The organism is Microbacterium sp. F01 (genome assembly GCF_056156365.1).
In genome coordinates this window covers 4252864-4267793 of sequence record NZ_CM149592.1, presented here as the reverse complement: position 1 = coordinate 4267793, position 14930 = coordinate 4252864, and the positions used below count along the sequence as shown (strand labels likewise).

Below are 14930 nucleotides of genomic sequence, written 5' to 3'. Positions count from 1 at the left end.
CCATGAGCATCGCCGACGTCGACGATCCTTTCGTCACGCACCGGAGCCTGCTGTTCACCGTCGCCTACGAGATGCTCGGCTCGGCGGCCGACGCCGAGGACGTGCTGCAGGAGTCGTGGCTGCGGTGGGCGGCGGTCGACCGCGCCGCCGTGCAGGAGCCGCGCGCCTATCTCGTGCGCATCGTCACGCGGCAGGCGCTCAACCACCTGCGCGCGGTGTCGCGGCGGCGCGAGGAGTACGTCGGCGAGTGGCTCCCCGAGCCCCTGCTCACGAGCCCCGACGTCGCCGATGACGTGGAGCTCGCCGAGAACCTGTCGATCGCGATGCTCACGGTGCTCGAGACGCTGGGCCCCGCCGAGCGGGCCGTGTTCGTGCTGCGCGAGGTGTTCGACGTGCCGTACGACGAGATAGCGGATGCGGTGGGCAAGACTCCTGCGGCCGTGCGGCAGATCGCGCGCCGTGCGAAGGACCACGTCGCCGCACGCCGGCCTCGCGTCACCGTCGGGCCGACCGAGCACGAGGAGGTGGTGGAGCGACTCGTCGTCGCGCTGAACAGCGGCGACCTGCAGGGACTCATGGACGTGCTCGCGCCCGACGTCGTGTCGGTCGCCGACGGCGGCGGCAAGGTCCGCGGTGCCGCCCGTCGGCCGATCGTCGGCGCCGATCGGCTCGCACGCTACCTCATCGGCGGCTTGGCGAAGGTCGAGGGCTCGCTCGTGGCGTCGTCGACGTGGGTCAACGGGCAGCCCGGGGTGCGCATGGAGCTCGACGGCGGGCTCGTGGGCGTCGTCAGCCTGACCGTCGTGGACGGGCGCATCACGCAGGTGTACTCGATCGCCAACCCCGAGAAGCTCGGCCGCGTCGACGCCGAGGCAGTGGTCGCCCGCTGATCCCGGTCAGTCGCCCTTGCCCCGGCCACGCCACCACTGCCAGATGATGACGGTGAGCGTGCCGAGCGTGATGAGGGCGGCCGTCAGCAGGAGCAGCGTCTGCTCGGTCTCGGAGATCACGGGCGCCTCCCTTCGGCAGCGTCCGCCACGATCTTCGCGACACGGGCGGCCCGGGTGTCGGGGCGCCGCGCCATGTCGACGGTCGAGATGCCGAGTTTGCGGCTCGACGGCGGGAACGCGTCCCACGCGGTGCGTGCGGCGGGTACGGCGTCGAGCGCCGCTGCGAGGTCGTCGGGCTCGCGCATCGCCTCGGCGTTGTCGAGCACGGTCCACGCGCCGTTGGCCTTGGCGACCTCGACCGCGCGATAGCCGGCCTCGGTGATCAGCCCGGCCTCTTCCAGCTGGATGAGCCGCGCCTTGTTCGTCGCCGCCCACCCGCTCGTCGCACGCCGCGGCGCGAACCACAGGCCGCCGCGCTCTTCGTCGAACGAGCGCACCGGACCGTCGATCCACCCGAAGCAGAGGGCCTGCAGGATCGCATCCTCATAGCCGATGACCTCGATCCCGGATCCCGGTCGCGCCCGCACGAGCCACGCCCCCTTGGAGGTGCGATGGTTCGCGTCGAGCCACGAACGCCAGGCCGCGGCATCCGTCACTTCCACCATCTCGCCGTCGTCGAGCGCTCCCATGATCGCGACCCTACCGGGAGCCTCCGACCTCGCGCACGGTGGCGGCGAGCAGGCGCACCGCCTCGTCGACGAGGGGGTCGGCGAGGTCGCCGTAGCCGAGCACGAGCCGCTCGGGTGCCGGCGCGTCGGGCGAGACGCGGTAGCGGCGGATGTCGGTGAGGCCGAGGTCGCGGGGCTCCGCGGCGCGCACGACGTCGGCCGCCCGCACGCCGGACGGGAGATCGAGCACGACATGGAGCCCTGCCGCGATGCCCGACACGCGGCACTCGGGCAGCGCGCGATCGAGCGCGGCGAGGAGCGCCTCGCGTCGACGCCGGTATCTCGTGCGTGCGCCGCGCAGGTGCCGGTCGAGCCCGCCGGAGGTGAGGAAACGGGCGAGCGCGAGCTGGTCGAGAATCGACGGCGCCGCCGATCCCGCGTCGCGCACCGCATCGCGCAGCCACGGCGGCAGCACGAGCCAGCCGAGGCCGAGCGCCGGGGTCGCCGTCTTGCTGAGGCTGCCGGCGAGCACGACGCGGTCGGGCGCCATCGCCTGCAGCGCTCCGATCGGGCGCCGGTCGTAGCGGAACTCGGCGTCGTAGTCGTCCTCGATCGCGACCCCGTCCCGGGCGCGCGCCCAGGCGATGAGTGCTTCACGGCGCTCGGCCGACAACGGCACCCCGGTGGGGAACTGGTGCGCGGGCGTCACGAGGGCTGCGCGCGCGCCGGTGCGGACGGATGCCTCGACCAGCGCCTTGACGTCGATGCCATCGTCGTCGACCGGAACCGGCACCGCGGTGAGGCCCTCCGCCGCGGCGACCTGACGCATGCGCTGCCAGGACGGGTCCTCGACGAGGAGCGCGGTATGCCCGAGGGCACGGAGCGCCCGCGCAACGCGCCGCATGCCGTCGGCCGCGCCGTGCGTGACCACGACGGCGTCCGCGTCGGCCCGAGCGAAGCGCGACCGCGACAGGTAGGCCGCGAGCGCCACGCGGGCGGCCGGCACATCCCCGTCGAGACGGAACAGATCGGCGTCGGGTGTCTCGGTCAGCACCTCGGTCATCGCGCGCAGCCACAGCGCGCGCGGCGCGTTCCGCAGATCGGGCACGCCGGGCGCGAGGTCGTAGCGGGGCCTCCGCAGCGGGGGGACAGGCTCCGGGGCGGGCCGGGCAGCGGTGGCGCGGACGGATGCTGCCACCCGCGTCGCCGAGCCGGTCCGGGCATCGAGGATGCCCTCGGCCGTGAGCCGCCCGTACACCTCGGTGACCACCCACCGCGAGACCCCGAGCGACGCCGCGAGCAGCCGGCTCGGGGGAAGTGCGGCGCCGGCGGGCAGACGGCCGGTGGCGACAGCATCCCGTACCGCCTGCTCCAACCGCACGTGACGCGGGCCGTCGTACGCGGCGAGATCGAGCAATGTCTCCCACGCGATCGGATTGGTCTGGGTCTCTGGCATCGAATCGGATCGTACTCCCAGACCGTCCGCGCTCCACGATGGGATCACGAACCAAGGAAAGGGCACACCATGCAGTACCGCACCATCTCGAACGGCACGACGGCCTTCGAGGTCTCGACCCTGTGCCTCGGCACCATGTTCTTCGGCACGCGCACCGACACCGCGACATCCCTCGAGATCCTCGACCGGTTCGCCGCCGCCGGCGGCACCTTCGTCGACACCGCGAACAACTACAACGCGTGGGTCGGCGGCCACGGCCGCGACAGCGAGGATGTGCTGGGCACGTGGATCCGCCGCCGCGGCGGCCTCGGCGATGTGCGGCTGGCCACCAAGCTCGGCGCCGCGAAGAAGGACCCCGCGCTGCCCCTCCAGAACGTCGAGCCGACGAACTTCCAGGGGCTGTCGGCGGAGGTGGTCGCGCGCGAGGCGCGGCTCAGCCTGCAGCACCTCGGCGTCGACCGCATCGATGTGCTGTACGGGCACGTCGACGACCGCGAGACGCCGATCGCCGAGACCGTCGCCGCGTTCGGGCAGCTGCAGCGCGAGGGGCTCGTCGGCATCTCGGGCATCTCGAACGTCGCGCTGTGGCGCCTGATCGAGGCCCGCGACGAGGCGCTGCGCCAGGGCGTCGACCCCTACGGTGTCGTGCAGCAGGGCTACAGCTACGTCTACCCGAGCCCGGGCTTCGGGCGCACCAACGACGTATCGGTCGAGCTCCTGGACTACACCGCCGCGGCCGGCATCGACGGCAGGCCGCCGCTCACCATCACGGCGTACTCTCCGCTGCACCAGGGCGCGTTCGCCCGCGACGACAAGCCGATGTGGGCGCCCATGCGGCATGCATCCAACCGCGAGCGCGTGCGCGCGCTCCACGACGTCGCCGCCGAGATCGGCGCGACACCCAACCAGGTCGCGCTGTCGTGGCTGCTCGGTGCGGCGCTGCCGGTGATCCCCGTGGTCGGCATCTCGAGCGTCGCGCAACTCGAAGAGGCACTCGTCGCGTCTGAGCTCGTCCTCGACGCCGACGTCCGGGCGCGCCTCGCCGCCGCCGACCTCGACGTCCGCGCGGCGGTCTCGGCCTGACCGGGTGCGGCGGGCGCCAGCCCGCCCTCACCCGGCGCGGGCCCCGGGCCGCAGCATCCGTCCCTCATTTGAGGTCGTAAGCCGAGGTGAGGGCCGTGCGCGACGTGTCGGTCCGCATCCCGGCTCTGATCCTCAATTGAGGACAGGCAGCGTGCACGGGATGCTGCGGCCGCGGCCTGTCAGAGAAGCTCGGGGTCTTCGGATTCGACGGGCTCGTGGTCGAGGAGGTCGGCGACCGAGGTCAGCACCTCGTCGGGGCGGAACGGGTAGCGCGCGATCTCGGCGGTGTCGCTGATGCCCGTCAGCACGAGCACGGTGTGCAGACCCGCCTCGATGCCGGCGACGACGTCGGTGTCCATGCGGTCGCCGATCATGCCGGTGTTCTCGGAGTGGGCGCCGATGCGGTTCAGGGCCGAGCGGAACATCATCGGGTTCGGTTTGCCGACGACGTAGGGCTCCATGCCCGTCGCCTTCGTGATGAGCGCCGAGATCGCGCCGGTCGCCGGCAGCACGCCCTCGGTCGAGGGCCCGGTCGCGTCGGGGTTGGTCGCGATGAAGCGGGCGCCGGCGTTGATGAAGCGGATCGCCTTCGTGATCGCCTCGAACGAGTAGTTGCGGGTCTCGCCGACGACGACGTAGTCGGGGTTCGTCTCGGTCATGATGAAACCGGCCTCGTGAAGGGCGGTCGTGAGCCCCGCCTCGCCGATGACGAACGCCGAGCCGCCGGGCATCTGCGACTTGAGGAAGTCGGCGGTGGCGAGGGCGGACGTCCAGATCGATTCCTCCGGCACGATGAGGCCGGAGGCCCGCAGCCGGGCCGACAGATCACGCGGCGTGAAGATCGAGTTGTTCGTGAGCACCAGGAACGGCACACCCTGATCGGTCCACTGCTGCAGCAGATCTGAAGCCCCGGGAATGGGGGTGTTCTCGTGGACCAGCACGCCGTCCATGTCGGTGAGCCAGCATTCGATGTCCGCGCGGGTCCGCATGCGTCCAGACTAGGTGCCGGTCGGGCGTAGGGTCGTTCCCGTGACGTGGGACCCCCGGACCCTTCCCGACCTCTCCGGACGCGTGTACCTCGTGACCGGATCCAACGCCGGCCTCGGCTACTTCGCCTCGGAACAGCTCGTGCGCGCAGGTGCGCACGTGCTGATGTCGGCGCGCCATCCCAACCGCCTCTCGGCGGCCCGCGCGGCGATCCGTCGGCGGGTTCCGGATGCTGCGCCCGACGCGACCGAGCCGCTCATCCTCGACACCTCGAACCTGGCGTCGGTGCGCTCGGCCGCGGCGAGCGTGCGCGGCAAGGGCGCCCTCGACGGCGTGCTGCTCAACGCCGGGATCGTCCACGCGCCGAAGACGCGCGAGACCACGATCGACGGGCACGAGGTCGTGTTCGCCACCAACGCCCTCGGCCATTACGCGCTCGCCGGCGAGCTCCTGCCCGCCCTCGCCGAGGCCCGCGGGCGGATGGTGTGGGTCGGGAGCATGTCGACCTCGCTCACGCCTTACGACCCCGTCGACCCGCAGCTCGTCGACGGATACACGGCCTGGCGCGCGTACGTGCAGTCGAAGGTCGCGACGACGGCGCTGGGCTTCGAGGCCGACCGGCGCCTGCGGGCGGCCGGTATCCCGGTCGCGAGCGTCGTCGCGCACCCCGGCTACTCGACCGGCGGCCGCACTCCCGGCATCGTCGGCGTCAACGAGCCCTCTCGCGCCAAGCGCTTCCGCGACAACCTGCAGGCGGCGATGGCGCAGTCGAAGGAGCACGGCGCCTGGCCGCTCGTGCGGGCGCTCACCGACCCCGCCGTCGAGGGCGGCGAGTTCTGGGGTCCGCGTACGGGCTCGCGCGGCGAGCCCCGCAAGCACACCGCCTCGAAGATCACGCGTGACCCGGTCGTGGCCGCGCGCCTGTGGGACGTCGCCGAGACCGCCACAGGCGTGCGCTGGCCGTTCGAGGTCGCGGCGCGTCCCTGACCTGACGCGCACAGAATCGGAGGTTCTGTGCGACTCGCCGGCGCGCAGCATCCGTTCCCCGGCGTGCCGTCGCGAATCTTGCGATCCTGTGTCGGGAGACGGATGCTGCCGCCCCGGCTGTCAGACTGTTGCGACCCGTGAACGGCGGTCAGGCGCTGAGCCACACCGCGTCGGCCGCCGCCGCGGGCAGCGAGACCGAAGCGGCGCCGATGCCCTCACCCATCGTCAAACGCAGGGACGCAGCCCCCGTCACCGTCACCGTCGCGCCGACGGACACGCCGGCCGACTCGACGGCCCTGAGCAGCTCGGGATCGCGGTCGCTCACCCGCAGCACCCGGCCGACGTGCCCCGCGGGTGCCGAAGCCAGCAGCACGAAGGGCTCGCGGTGGACGTGGCCCGCAGCATCCGGGATCGCGTCGCCATGCGGGTCGAAGCGCGGGCGTCCGAGCCGCTCGTCGATGCCCTCGAGCAGCCGGTCGCTGATCGCGTGCTCCAGCACCTCTGCCTCGTCGTGCACCTCGTCCCACGCGTAGCCGAACTCGCGCACGAGCCACGTCTCGATGAGGCGGTGGCGGCGGATGATCGCGGCTGCCCGCAGCTCGCCGGACTCGGTCAGCGACACCGGGCCGTAGGGGCGATGCGTCACGAGACCCTGTGCGGCGAGCTTCTGCACCATCTCGGTGACGCTCGACGGCGCGAGGCCGAGCTCGGCTGCCAGCTGCGACGGCGTGATGCGGTCGTCCTGCCACTCGGTGTGGTGGTAGATCGTCTTCAGGTAGTCGTCGATCGCAGGGGAGGCCACGGAATCAGGGTACCGGGCGGCCCTCACGCCCCCGTCAGCACGAGGTACAGCAGCATCCCGTTGAGGGCGATGAGGAACACGGATGCTGCGATCCCCGCGACCGTCGTCCACACCCGGTTGCGGTAGCCGCCGAGCACGTCGCGGTTCGCGGTGAGCGCGACGAGCGGGATGAGCGCGAACGGGATGCCGAACGACAGCACCACCTGACTCAGCACGAGCGCGACCGTCGGGTCGAACCCCACAGCGAGGATGACGAGCGCCGGGATCAGCGTGACCAGGCGGCGGGCGAGGAGCGGCACGCGGATGTGCAGCAGGCCGTGCATGATCTCGGCGCCGGCGTAGGCGCCGACCGACGTGCTGGCGAGCCCGCTCGCGAGGAGGCCCACCGCGAACAGGGTCGCGACGAGCGGGCCGAGTCCCGCGTACAGCGCCGCGTAGGCGCCCTCGAGCGAGTCGGTGCCCGGTACGCCCGCCAGGTTCGCGGCCGCGAGCAGCAGGATGCAGAGGTTCACGGTGCCCGCGATCAGCATCGCGATCGTGACATCCCATTTCGTCGCCCGGAGGAGACGTGGGGTGGGGATGCCGCGCAGCTCAGCCAGCGTCGGGTCTGCCGGAGCCCCGATGGGGGCATCCGCAGCGCGGGAGCTGCGCGGCACCAATCGGTCGCCGCCGAGCGCGCTGTTCGAGCGCGGCGGAGCGAAGCGGTCGCGGGCCAGGGCGCTGTGCGCGTAGATGGCGTGGGGCATGATCGTGGCGCCGAGGATCGAGGCCGCCAGCAGCACCGAGTCGGTGCCCTCGAAGCGCGGCACCAGGCCCGCCACGACGCTCGCGCCGTCGGGCGGCGCGACGAACACGCCGAACGAGAACCCGATCGCGATGATCGCGAGCAGGCCGATGACGACGAACTCGAACGGCCGGGCCCCGCGCCGCGACTGGATCAGCAGGAGCGCCATCGAGACGGCACCCGTGATCACGCCGCCCCACAGCAGCGGGACGCCGAACAGCAGATTGAGCGCGACCGCCCCGCCGATCACCTCGGCGATGTCGGTCGCCATCGCGACGAGCTCGGCCTGCAGCCAGTAGGCGCGGCGCCCCCAGCGGTTGCCGATGCGATCGCCCAGTGTCTCGGGGAGGCTCCGCCCGGTGACGATGCCGAGCTTGGCCGAGAGGTACTGGATGAGCCACGCCATGATGTTGCCGAGCACCACGACCCACACGAGCAGATACCCGTAGCGGGCGCCGGCGGTCATGTTGCTCGCGACATTGCCGGGATCGAGATACGCGACCCCCGCGACGAGCGCCGGCCCGATCAGCCACGCGAGGCGCGGCATCGACAGGCGTCGGCTCTGGAGCGCGGTGGGGGTCCTGACGTCCTCGGCAGTTTTCGGCATACCGAAAACATACCCTGTTTTCGGCGCACCGAAAAGCTGCGCGCGCCCACTCCTGTGACGGCTTGTCAACCCCTGCGCACGCCGGTTCGATCGGCGATATGCCTGACTCGACATCCTCGAGAGCAGGCGGTGCAGATGACGACGAAGTTGGTCGCGGCGATCCACCACGTGATGGACGGCGTGCGGGAGCGCAGGATGGCGCGGCCCGCCCGCCGGATCTGGCGGGCGTCGCTCGCCGAGACGCGACGCGGCCAGTGGCACCAGGTGCACCACACCTGATCGCCCGATCGCGGGGCGCGCTCCGCGGCGGATAGCCTGGGCCGGTGAATCCGCCCGATGCGAGCGCCGCCGAGCCTGCCGAGCCCACGCTCCCGGTGGGCGTGGGGCCGTGGCCGGGTGGTCCCGGTGCGTGGCCCGACGACCCGCGCTACGACCGCGACCTGCTCGCGAACGGCGACGCCCGCAACGTCGTCGACGCCTACCGGTACTGGACGATGGACGCCATCGTCGCCGACCTCGACACGCGCCGCCACGCGTTCCACGTCGCGATCGAGAACTGGCAGCACGACATGAACATCGGCTCGATCGTGCGCAGCGCCAATGCGTTCCTCGCCGCCGAGGTGCACATCATCGGCAAGCGCCGCTGGAACCGCCGCGGGGCGATGGTCACAGACCGCTACCAGCACGTGCGCCACCACGAGACCGTGGAGGCGTTCACCGAATGGGCGGATGCTGCGTCCCTCCCCGTCATCGCGATCGACAACGTCGAGGGCTCGCGGCCGTTGCCGGCCGCCGACCTGCCCGAGGCGTGCGTGCTGCTGTTCGGCCAGGAAGGACCCGGGCTGTCGCCGGAGGCGCTGGCCGCAGCATCCGGAACCGTCCAGATCGAGCAGTACGGCTCGACCCGCTCGATCAACGCCAGCGCCGCCGCGGCCGTCGTCATGTACGAATGGTGCCGCCGCCACACCGGTCGCTGAGTGAGCTTGCGAGTCGAAACGCAGGTCATGCCCCGGCGGTGAGCCAGGCCGATCCGCGCACGCGCCAGCCGAGGGTGGCGAGCCGGGCGAGCATGTAGACGCCGAAGAACGCGACGGCCAGCCACGCGAGGCCGGCGGCACCCACGGGGTGCAGCCAGGCCACGAGCACGAGCGCGGGGACGAACGGCACGAGGTTCAGCACTCCGACGATCGCGAGGTACTTCGCGTCGCCCGCGCCGATGAGCACGCCGTCGAGCACGAAGACGACGCCGCACACCGGCTGGGCGATCGCGAGCACGATGAGCGCGGGCTGCACGAGTGTCGCGATGCCGGCGTCGCCGGTGAAGGCCAGCCCGATGACCCCCGACAGTGCGCCGATGATCGCGCCGGTGATCACGCCGAACCACGCGCCCCACGCGACGGTGCGGCCGAGCACGCGGCGCACCAGAGGGGTGTCCTCCGCGCCGAGCCCCATGCCGATCAGCGCCTGGGCGGCGATCGCGAGCGCGTCGAGTGCGAAGGCGGCCGTGGAGAAGATCGTGAAGGCGACCTGCCAGCCGGCGAGCTCGACCGTGCCGAGCCCGGTCGCGACGGCGACCGTCGCGAGCAGTGCGAACCGCAGCGACACCGTGCGCAGGAACAGCCAGCCGCCGGACCGCGCCGACCCCCGCACCCCCTCGCGCTGAGGGCGGACGGATGCCTCGTGCCGCCGCGCGAGCCGCCCGATGACGATCGCGTACGCCGCGACCATGCCCCACTGGGCGACGACGGTGCCGATCGCGGAGCCCGCGATGCCCCAGCCGAAGCCGTAGATGAAGAGCCAGTTGAGAAGGGCGTTGGCGGCGAAGCCGAGACCGGCGATCCACAGGGGCGTCACCGTGTCCTGCATGCCGCGCAGGAGTCCGGTCGCCGCGAACACGACGAGCATCGCGGGCAGGCCCCACATCGAGATGCCGAGGTAGATCTCGGCCTGCTCGGCGACTTCGGGCGTCGCGCCGAACAGGCCGACGAGCAGCGGCGTCGCGACGTAGCCGACGAGCGCCAGCACCGCGCCGATGCCGAGTGCGAGCCACATGCCGTCGATGCCCACCGACACCGCGCGCGACGGGTCGCCCGCCCCGAAGCGGCGCGCGACAGCGGGCGTCGTCGAGTACGCGAGGAACACCATGAGCCCGACGATCGTCTGCAGCACCGCGCTCGCGATGCCGAGGCCGGCGAGCGGCTCGACGCCGAGGTGGCCGACGAGGGCCGAGTCGACGATGAGGAAGAGCGGCTCGGCGATCAGGGCGCCGAGCGCCGGCACCGCGAGCCGCAGGATGTCGCGGTTCAGGGTGTCGGTCGTCACCCCACGAGCCTAGGAGGCGGCGCCGACGCCGGGGCGCAGCATCCGTTCATCACAATGTCGTCACGAGCGGCGATCCGTCCCCTCCCGAGAGTTGTCCAGGTTTCGGGCGACTACCCTGGAACGCATGACCGATGCCCCCCGCTCCGGTCTCGCGCTCGAGGAACTCAGCGCCGAGATCCGCCCCCAGGACGACCTGTTCCGCCACGTCAACGGCAGCTGGCTCGAACGGACCGAGATCCCGGAGGACAAGGCACGGTGGGGCTCGTTCCACCTCATCGCGGAGCAGGCCGAGAAGGACGTGCACGCGATCGTCGAGGAGTCGCAGCAGGCCGAGCCCGGCACCGAGGCCCGCAAGATCGGCGACCTGTACACGAGCTTCATGGACACCGAGCGCATCGAGGCGCACGGTGCCGCCCCGCTCGCCGAGTCGCTCTCGCGCGTCGAGGCGATCGAAGACATCCCCGGTTTCCTCCGCACGATCGGCGAGTTCGAGCGCGACGGCATCGCCGCGCTGATCCACCTCTACTTCGAGCCCGACCCGGGCAACCCCGAGCGATACGTGCCCTTCTTCATCCAGGGCGGGCTGTCGCTGCCGGACGAGAGCTACTACCGCCTCGACAACTTCCAGGAGACGCGCATCGCGTTCCGCACGCACGTGCAGCGCATCCTCGAGCTCGCGGGCGTGGCCGAGGCCGAGGCATCCGCCGACCGCATCGTCGCGATCGAGACGGAGCTCGCCACGCACCACTGGGACAACGTCTCGAGCCGCGACGCGGTCAAGACGTACAACCTGAAGACGTGGGACGAGGTGCAGGAGCTCGTCGGCGTCGACCTGACGCCGTGGCGCGAGGGCGCGGCACCCGACCACGCCGACGCGTTCGCCGAGATCAACGTCTACCAGCCCAGCTTCTTCGAGGGGCTCGGCGCGCTGCTCGTCGAGGACCGCCTCGAGGATTGGAAGGCGTGGCTGCGGTTCGCCGTCGTGCACTCCGCGGCGCCGTTCCTCTCGGAGGAGTTCGTCGCCGAGAACTTCGGGTTCTACGGCACGCAGCTGACCGGCGTCCCGGTCAACCGCGAGCGGTGGAAGCGGGGCGTCAGCCTCACGGAGGCCGCGATGGGCGAGGCCATCGGCCGCGTCTATGTCGAGCGGCACTTCCCGCCCGCCGCCAAGGAGGCGATGGACGAGCTCGTCGGCAACCTCATCGACGCGTACCGCGCGTCGATCGCCGAGCTCGAGTGGATGAGCCCCGAGACCCGTGAGCGCGCGCTCGCGAAGCTCGACGCCTTCACCCCGAAGATCGGGTACCCGGTGAAGTGGAAGGATTACTCCACCCTCGAGATCGACGCCGAAGACCTCGTCGGCAACGTGCGCCGCGCGCACGTGTGGGAGCACGACCGCCAGCTCGCGAAGGTCGGCCAGCCGATCGACCGCGACGAGTGGTTCATGACGCCGCAGACCGTCAACGCGTACTACAACCCGCTGATGAACGAGATCGTGTTCCCGGCGGCGATCCTGCAGTACCCGTTCTTCGACGTCGAGCGCGACGCCGCCGCCAACTACGGCGGCATCGGCGCGGTCATCGGCCACGAGATCGGCCACGGCTTCGACGACCAGGGCAGCCGCTTCGACGGCGACGGGTCGCTGCGCGACTGGTGGACCGACGACGACCGCGCCGCCTTCGAGAAGCGCACCAAGAACCTCATCGCCCAGTACGACGCCCTCGTGCCGCAGGGGCTCGCCGACGACAACCACGTCAACGGCGCGCTCACCATCGGCGAGAACATCGGCGATCTGGGCGGTCTCGGCATCGCGATCAAGGCCTACGCCCTGTCGCTCGACGGCACGGGCGCGCCCGAGCTCGACGGCTTCACGGGCATCCAGCGACTGCTGCTCAGCTGGGGACAGATCTGGCAGCAGAAGGGACGGGATGCTGAGACCATCCGTCTGCTCACGATCGATCCGCACTCGCCCAACGAGTTCCGGTGCAACCAGATCGTGCGCAACATCGACGCGTTCTACGATGCGTTCGGTGTGACCGAGTCGGATGCTCTCTGGCTCGACGAGGATCAGCGCGTCACCATCTGGTGACGGACGGGCCGCATGCGGCCCGATCACCCCGCAACAACGTCAAGGGGAAGGGAAACTCCGTGGGCATGGAGCCCAGAAAGGATGCCGAGTCGCTGCGGGGGGCAGGGCGGAGCACCGGTCGGCGGCTGCCGAAGAGGGCAGCGGCCGGTCGTCGTTCGTTCACGTCGACGCTGAAGGCGCTCGACGATCTCGCCGCATCCGGGGCCAAGATCTCGGTGCGCATCACCGACCTCGACCGCGGCACATCCGTCCTGTCGGGCGACGACTTCGTGACGCTGCCGGTGGCCGGGCTCGGTGTCGTGCCGCTGCTCATCGAGGTGGCGGCCGCGTTCGAGTCGGGGCGCCTCGAGCCGCTCGAGATCATCGACCGCGCGCACATCGAGCCGGTCGGCGTGGGGGGAGTGTGGCAGCACCTCAAGGCGCCCGCCCTTCCCCTTGTCGACCTCGCTGTGCTCACTGCGTCGACAGGCGACGCGCTTGCCGCCAACGCGCTGCTGCGGCGCGTGGGCATCCCCGCCGTGCGCGCCCGCATCGAGGAGCTCGGGCTCGCCCGCTCGGCGCTGCTGGACCGGTTCCGCGACGAGCGCGGGCCCGACGACGCTCCGCACTTCGCCCTCGGCTCGGCGCGGGAGCTCGCCGAGGTGTTCGCGGCGCTGGTGAACTCGCAGGTCGTCTCGCCGAGCGTGAGCGCCCAGGTGGCGGAGTGGCTGAGCCTCAACCACGACCTGTCGCTCGTGGCATCCGCCACCGGTCTCGACCCGTTCTCGCACGAGAACGACGAGCACGGACTGCTCTTCATCAACAAGACGGGCCGGGATGCCGGCATCCGTGTCGAAGCAGGTGTGCTCGCCGGCCCGCGCGCCGGAGTGTCGTACGCGCTCATCGTGTGCTTCGACGACCTGTCGATCTCGCACCGCCTCCGCGCACACGAGGCGTTCCGCATCCTCGGCACCGACCTCATGGAGTACGTGTTCTGACGCCCCGGCGCCGCCGGTGGACTCGCGAAAGGGTAGATCTCCGCACGTTCCGGGCCCTTCTCGTGTGCGGAAACCCACCCTTTCGCGGTTCTGTGACGGGACGTTTCCCTATGGCGGGAGGGATCAGGTACGCTCGCGAGGGTGTCAACACCGCCGTTCCGCGCCGACATCGTCGGCAGCTTCCTCCGTCCCGCCGAGCTCGCGGAGGCCCGTCGCCGGTTCGCCTCCGGCCAGATCGACGCCGAAGCGCTGAAGGTCGCGGAAGACACCGCGATCGCCGAGCTGATCGTCCGCGAGGCCGACACCGGGCTGAAGCTCGCGACCGACGGCGAGTTCCGCCGTTCGTGGTGGCACTTCGACTTCTTCGGTCTGCTCGACGGCGTCGAGATCGTCGAACTCGACCACGGCATCCAGTTCCAGGGCGTGCAGACCAAGCCGCGCGGCATCGACGTGACCGGACGGATCGGCTTCAGCGACACGCACCCCTTCCTCGGCCACTTCCGGTCGCTCAAGAGCCTGCTCGAGCGCACGACCGGCGCGGTGCCCAAGTTCAGCATCCCGGCGCCGACCGTCCTCGACTTCCGCATCGAGCCGGGGCACCTCGCTGCGTCGGGCTACGGCGGGCACGACGACATGGTCGACGACCTCGTACAGACCTACCGCGACGCGGTGGCGGCGTTCTACGAGGCAGGATGCCGCTACCTCCAGTTCGATGACACCGCGTGGGCGTACCTGTGCTCCGAGGTCGAGCTCGAGAAGGCGCGGGAGCGCGGCATCCGCACCGACGGCATCGCCGAGCGTTACGCGACCATGCTCAACCGCATCCTCGACGGCAAGCCCGACGACCTCACGATCACCACGCACGTCTGCCGCGGCAACTTCCGCTCGACGTGGATCTCGTCGGGCGGCTACGAGCCGGTCGCCGAGCAGCTGCTGGGCAACACCGCCTACGACGGGTACTTCCTCGAGTACGACAGCGAGCGCGCCGGCGGCTTCGAGCCGCTCCGATTCCTGCCCCAAAGCAGCAATGGGAACGGTCGCGACAAGACGGTCGTGCTCGGGCTCATCACGTCGAAGACCGGTGAACTCGAGAACGTGGATGCTGTGAAGCAGCGCATCGACGAGGCGGCGGCGTTCGCCCCGCTCGAGCAGCTGGCCCTGAGCCCCCAGTGCGGCTTCGCCTCGACCGAGGAGGGCAACGTCCTCACCGAGGACGAGCAGTGGGCCAAGGTGCGCGAGGTCGTCGACATCGCCGCCGACGTCTGGCGCTGACCCGCC

Annotated in this window: 14 protein-coding genes; 8 read left to right on the top strand and 6 right to left on the bottom strand. The window is 71.2% G+C overall.

Annotation, left to right across the window (positions count from 1 at the left end; translation table 11 throughout):
* The first annotated feature begins 2 nt into the window (after positions 1–2).
* Positions 3–890 (top strand): RNA polymerase sigma-70 factor, encoded by an 888-nt coding sequence (locus ACVN90_RS19520; RefSeq protein WP_475099859.1) that lies wholly within the window; start codon positions 3–5, stop codon positions 888–890.
* A 116-nt stretch (positions 891–1006) separates the two neighbouring features.
* Here ACVN90_RS19520 and ACVN90_RS19515 read toward each other — a convergent pair whose 3' ends face one another.
* Both ACVN90_RS19515 and pdxR read right to left on the bottom strand, forming a co-directional pair.
* Positions 1007–1579, bottom strand: coding sequence for a YdeI/OmpD-associated family protein (locus ACVN90_RS19515; protein WP_475099858.1), 573 nt, complete (start codon positions 1577–1579; stop codon positions 1007–1009).
* A gap of 10 nt (positions 1580–1589) precedes the next feature.
* A complete protein-coding gene (gene pdxR, locus ACVN90_RS19510) occupies positions 1590–3014 on the bottom strand; it encodes a MocR-like pyridoxine biosynthesis transcription factor PdxR (protein WP_475099857.1) in 1425 nt (474 codons plus the stop codon).
* 69 nt (positions 3015–3083) lie between these two features.
* Between pdxR and ACVN90_RS19505 the strand changes: the two genes are divergently transcribed.
* Positions 3084–4097 (top strand): aldo/keto reductase, encoded by a 1014-nt coding sequence (locus ACVN90_RS19505; RefSeq protein ID WP_475099856.1) that lies wholly within the window; start codon positions 3084–3086, stop codon positions 4095–4097.
* 179 nt (positions 4098–4276) lie between these two features.
* On the opposite strand, the gene ACVN90_RS19500 is transcribed toward ACVN90_RS19505, so the two are convergent.
* Positions 4277–5086 (bottom strand): HAD-IIA family hydrolase, encoded by an 810-nt coding sequence (locus tag ACVN90_RS19500; protein ID WP_475099855.1) that lies wholly within the window; start codon positions 5084–5086, stop codon positions 4277–4279.
* 40 nt (positions 5087–5126) lie between these two features.
* Between ACVN90_RS19500 and ACVN90_RS19495 the strand changes: the two genes are divergently transcribed.
* On the top strand, positions 5127–6071 hold the full coding sequence (locus tag ACVN90_RS19495; RefSeq protein WP_475099854.1) for an SDR family NAD(P)-dependent oxidoreductase: 945 nt from the start codon (positions 5127–5129) through the stop codon (positions 6069–6071).
* A gap of 148 nt (positions 6072–6219) precedes the next feature.
* On the opposite strand, the gene ACVN90_RS19490 is transcribed toward ACVN90_RS19495, so the two are convergent.
* A complete protein-coding gene (locus tag ACVN90_RS19490) occupies positions 6220–6873 on the bottom strand; it encodes a metal-dependent transcriptional regulator (protein ID WP_475099853.1) in 654 nt (217 codons plus the stop codon).
* Between the two features lie 23 nt (positions 6874–6896).
* Positions 6897–8204: an Nramp family divalent metal transporter gene (locus ACVN90_RS19485; protein WP_475102158.1), complete on the bottom strand. Its 1308-nt coding sequence runs from the start codon at positions 8202–8204 to the stop codon at positions 6897–6899.
* Positions 8205–8399: 195 nt separating this feature from the next.
* On the opposite strand from ACVN90_RS19485, the gene ACVN90_RS19480 reads away from it, so the two are divergent.
* Together ACVN90_RS19480 and ACVN90_RS19475 are read left to right on the top strand one after the other, a co-directional pair.
* Positions 8400–8543 carry a hypothetical protein gene (locus ACVN90_RS19480; RefSeq protein WP_475099852.1) on the top strand — a complete coding sequence of 48 codons (144 nt, stop codon included), beginning with the start codon at positions 8400–8402 and terminating at the stop codon, positions 8541–8543.
* 44 nt (positions 8544–8587) lie between these two features.
* The gene (locus ACVN90_RS19475) at positions 8588–9241 is read left to right on the top strand and encodes a TrmH family RNA methyltransferase (RefSeq protein WP_475099851.1); all 654 of its coding nucleotides are present in this window, start codon (positions 8588–8590) and stop codon (positions 9239–9241) included.
* 25 nt (positions 9242–9266) lie between these two features.
* On the opposite strand, the gene ACVN90_RS19470 is transcribed toward ACVN90_RS19475, so the two are convergent.
* Positions 9267–10586 (bottom strand): MATE family efflux transporter, encoded by a 1320-nt coding sequence (locus tag ACVN90_RS19470; RefSeq protein ID WP_475099850.1) that lies wholly within the window; start codon positions 10584–10586, stop codon positions 9267–9269.
* A 124-nt stretch (positions 10587–10710) separates the two neighbouring features.
* Here ACVN90_RS19470 and ACVN90_RS19465 point away from each other — a divergent pair, with 124 nt between their 5' ends.
* The 3 genes from ACVN90_RS19465 (at position 10711) to ACVN90_RS19455 (ending at position 14924) form a co-directional block, all read left to right on the top strand.
* On the top strand, positions 10711–12675 hold the full coding sequence (locus tag ACVN90_RS19465) for a M13 family metallopeptidase (protein WP_475099849.1): 1965 nt from the start codon (positions 10711–10713) through the stop codon (positions 12673–12675).
* Positions 12676–12740: 65 nt separating this feature from the next.
* Positions 12741–13652: a serine hydrolase gene (locus ACVN90_RS19460; RefSeq protein WP_116196946.1), complete on the top strand. Its 912-nt coding sequence runs from the start codon at positions 12741–12743 to the stop codon at positions 13650–13652.
* A 141-nt stretch (positions 13653–13793) separates the two neighbouring features.
* Positions 13794–14924, top strand: a complete 1131-nt coding sequence (locus ACVN90_RS19455) for a 5-methyltetrahydropteroyltriglutamate--homocysteine S-methyltransferase (protein ID WP_475099848.1) — start codon at positions 13794–13796, stop codon at positions 14922–14924.
* Positions 14925–14930 lie beyond the last annotated feature (6 nt).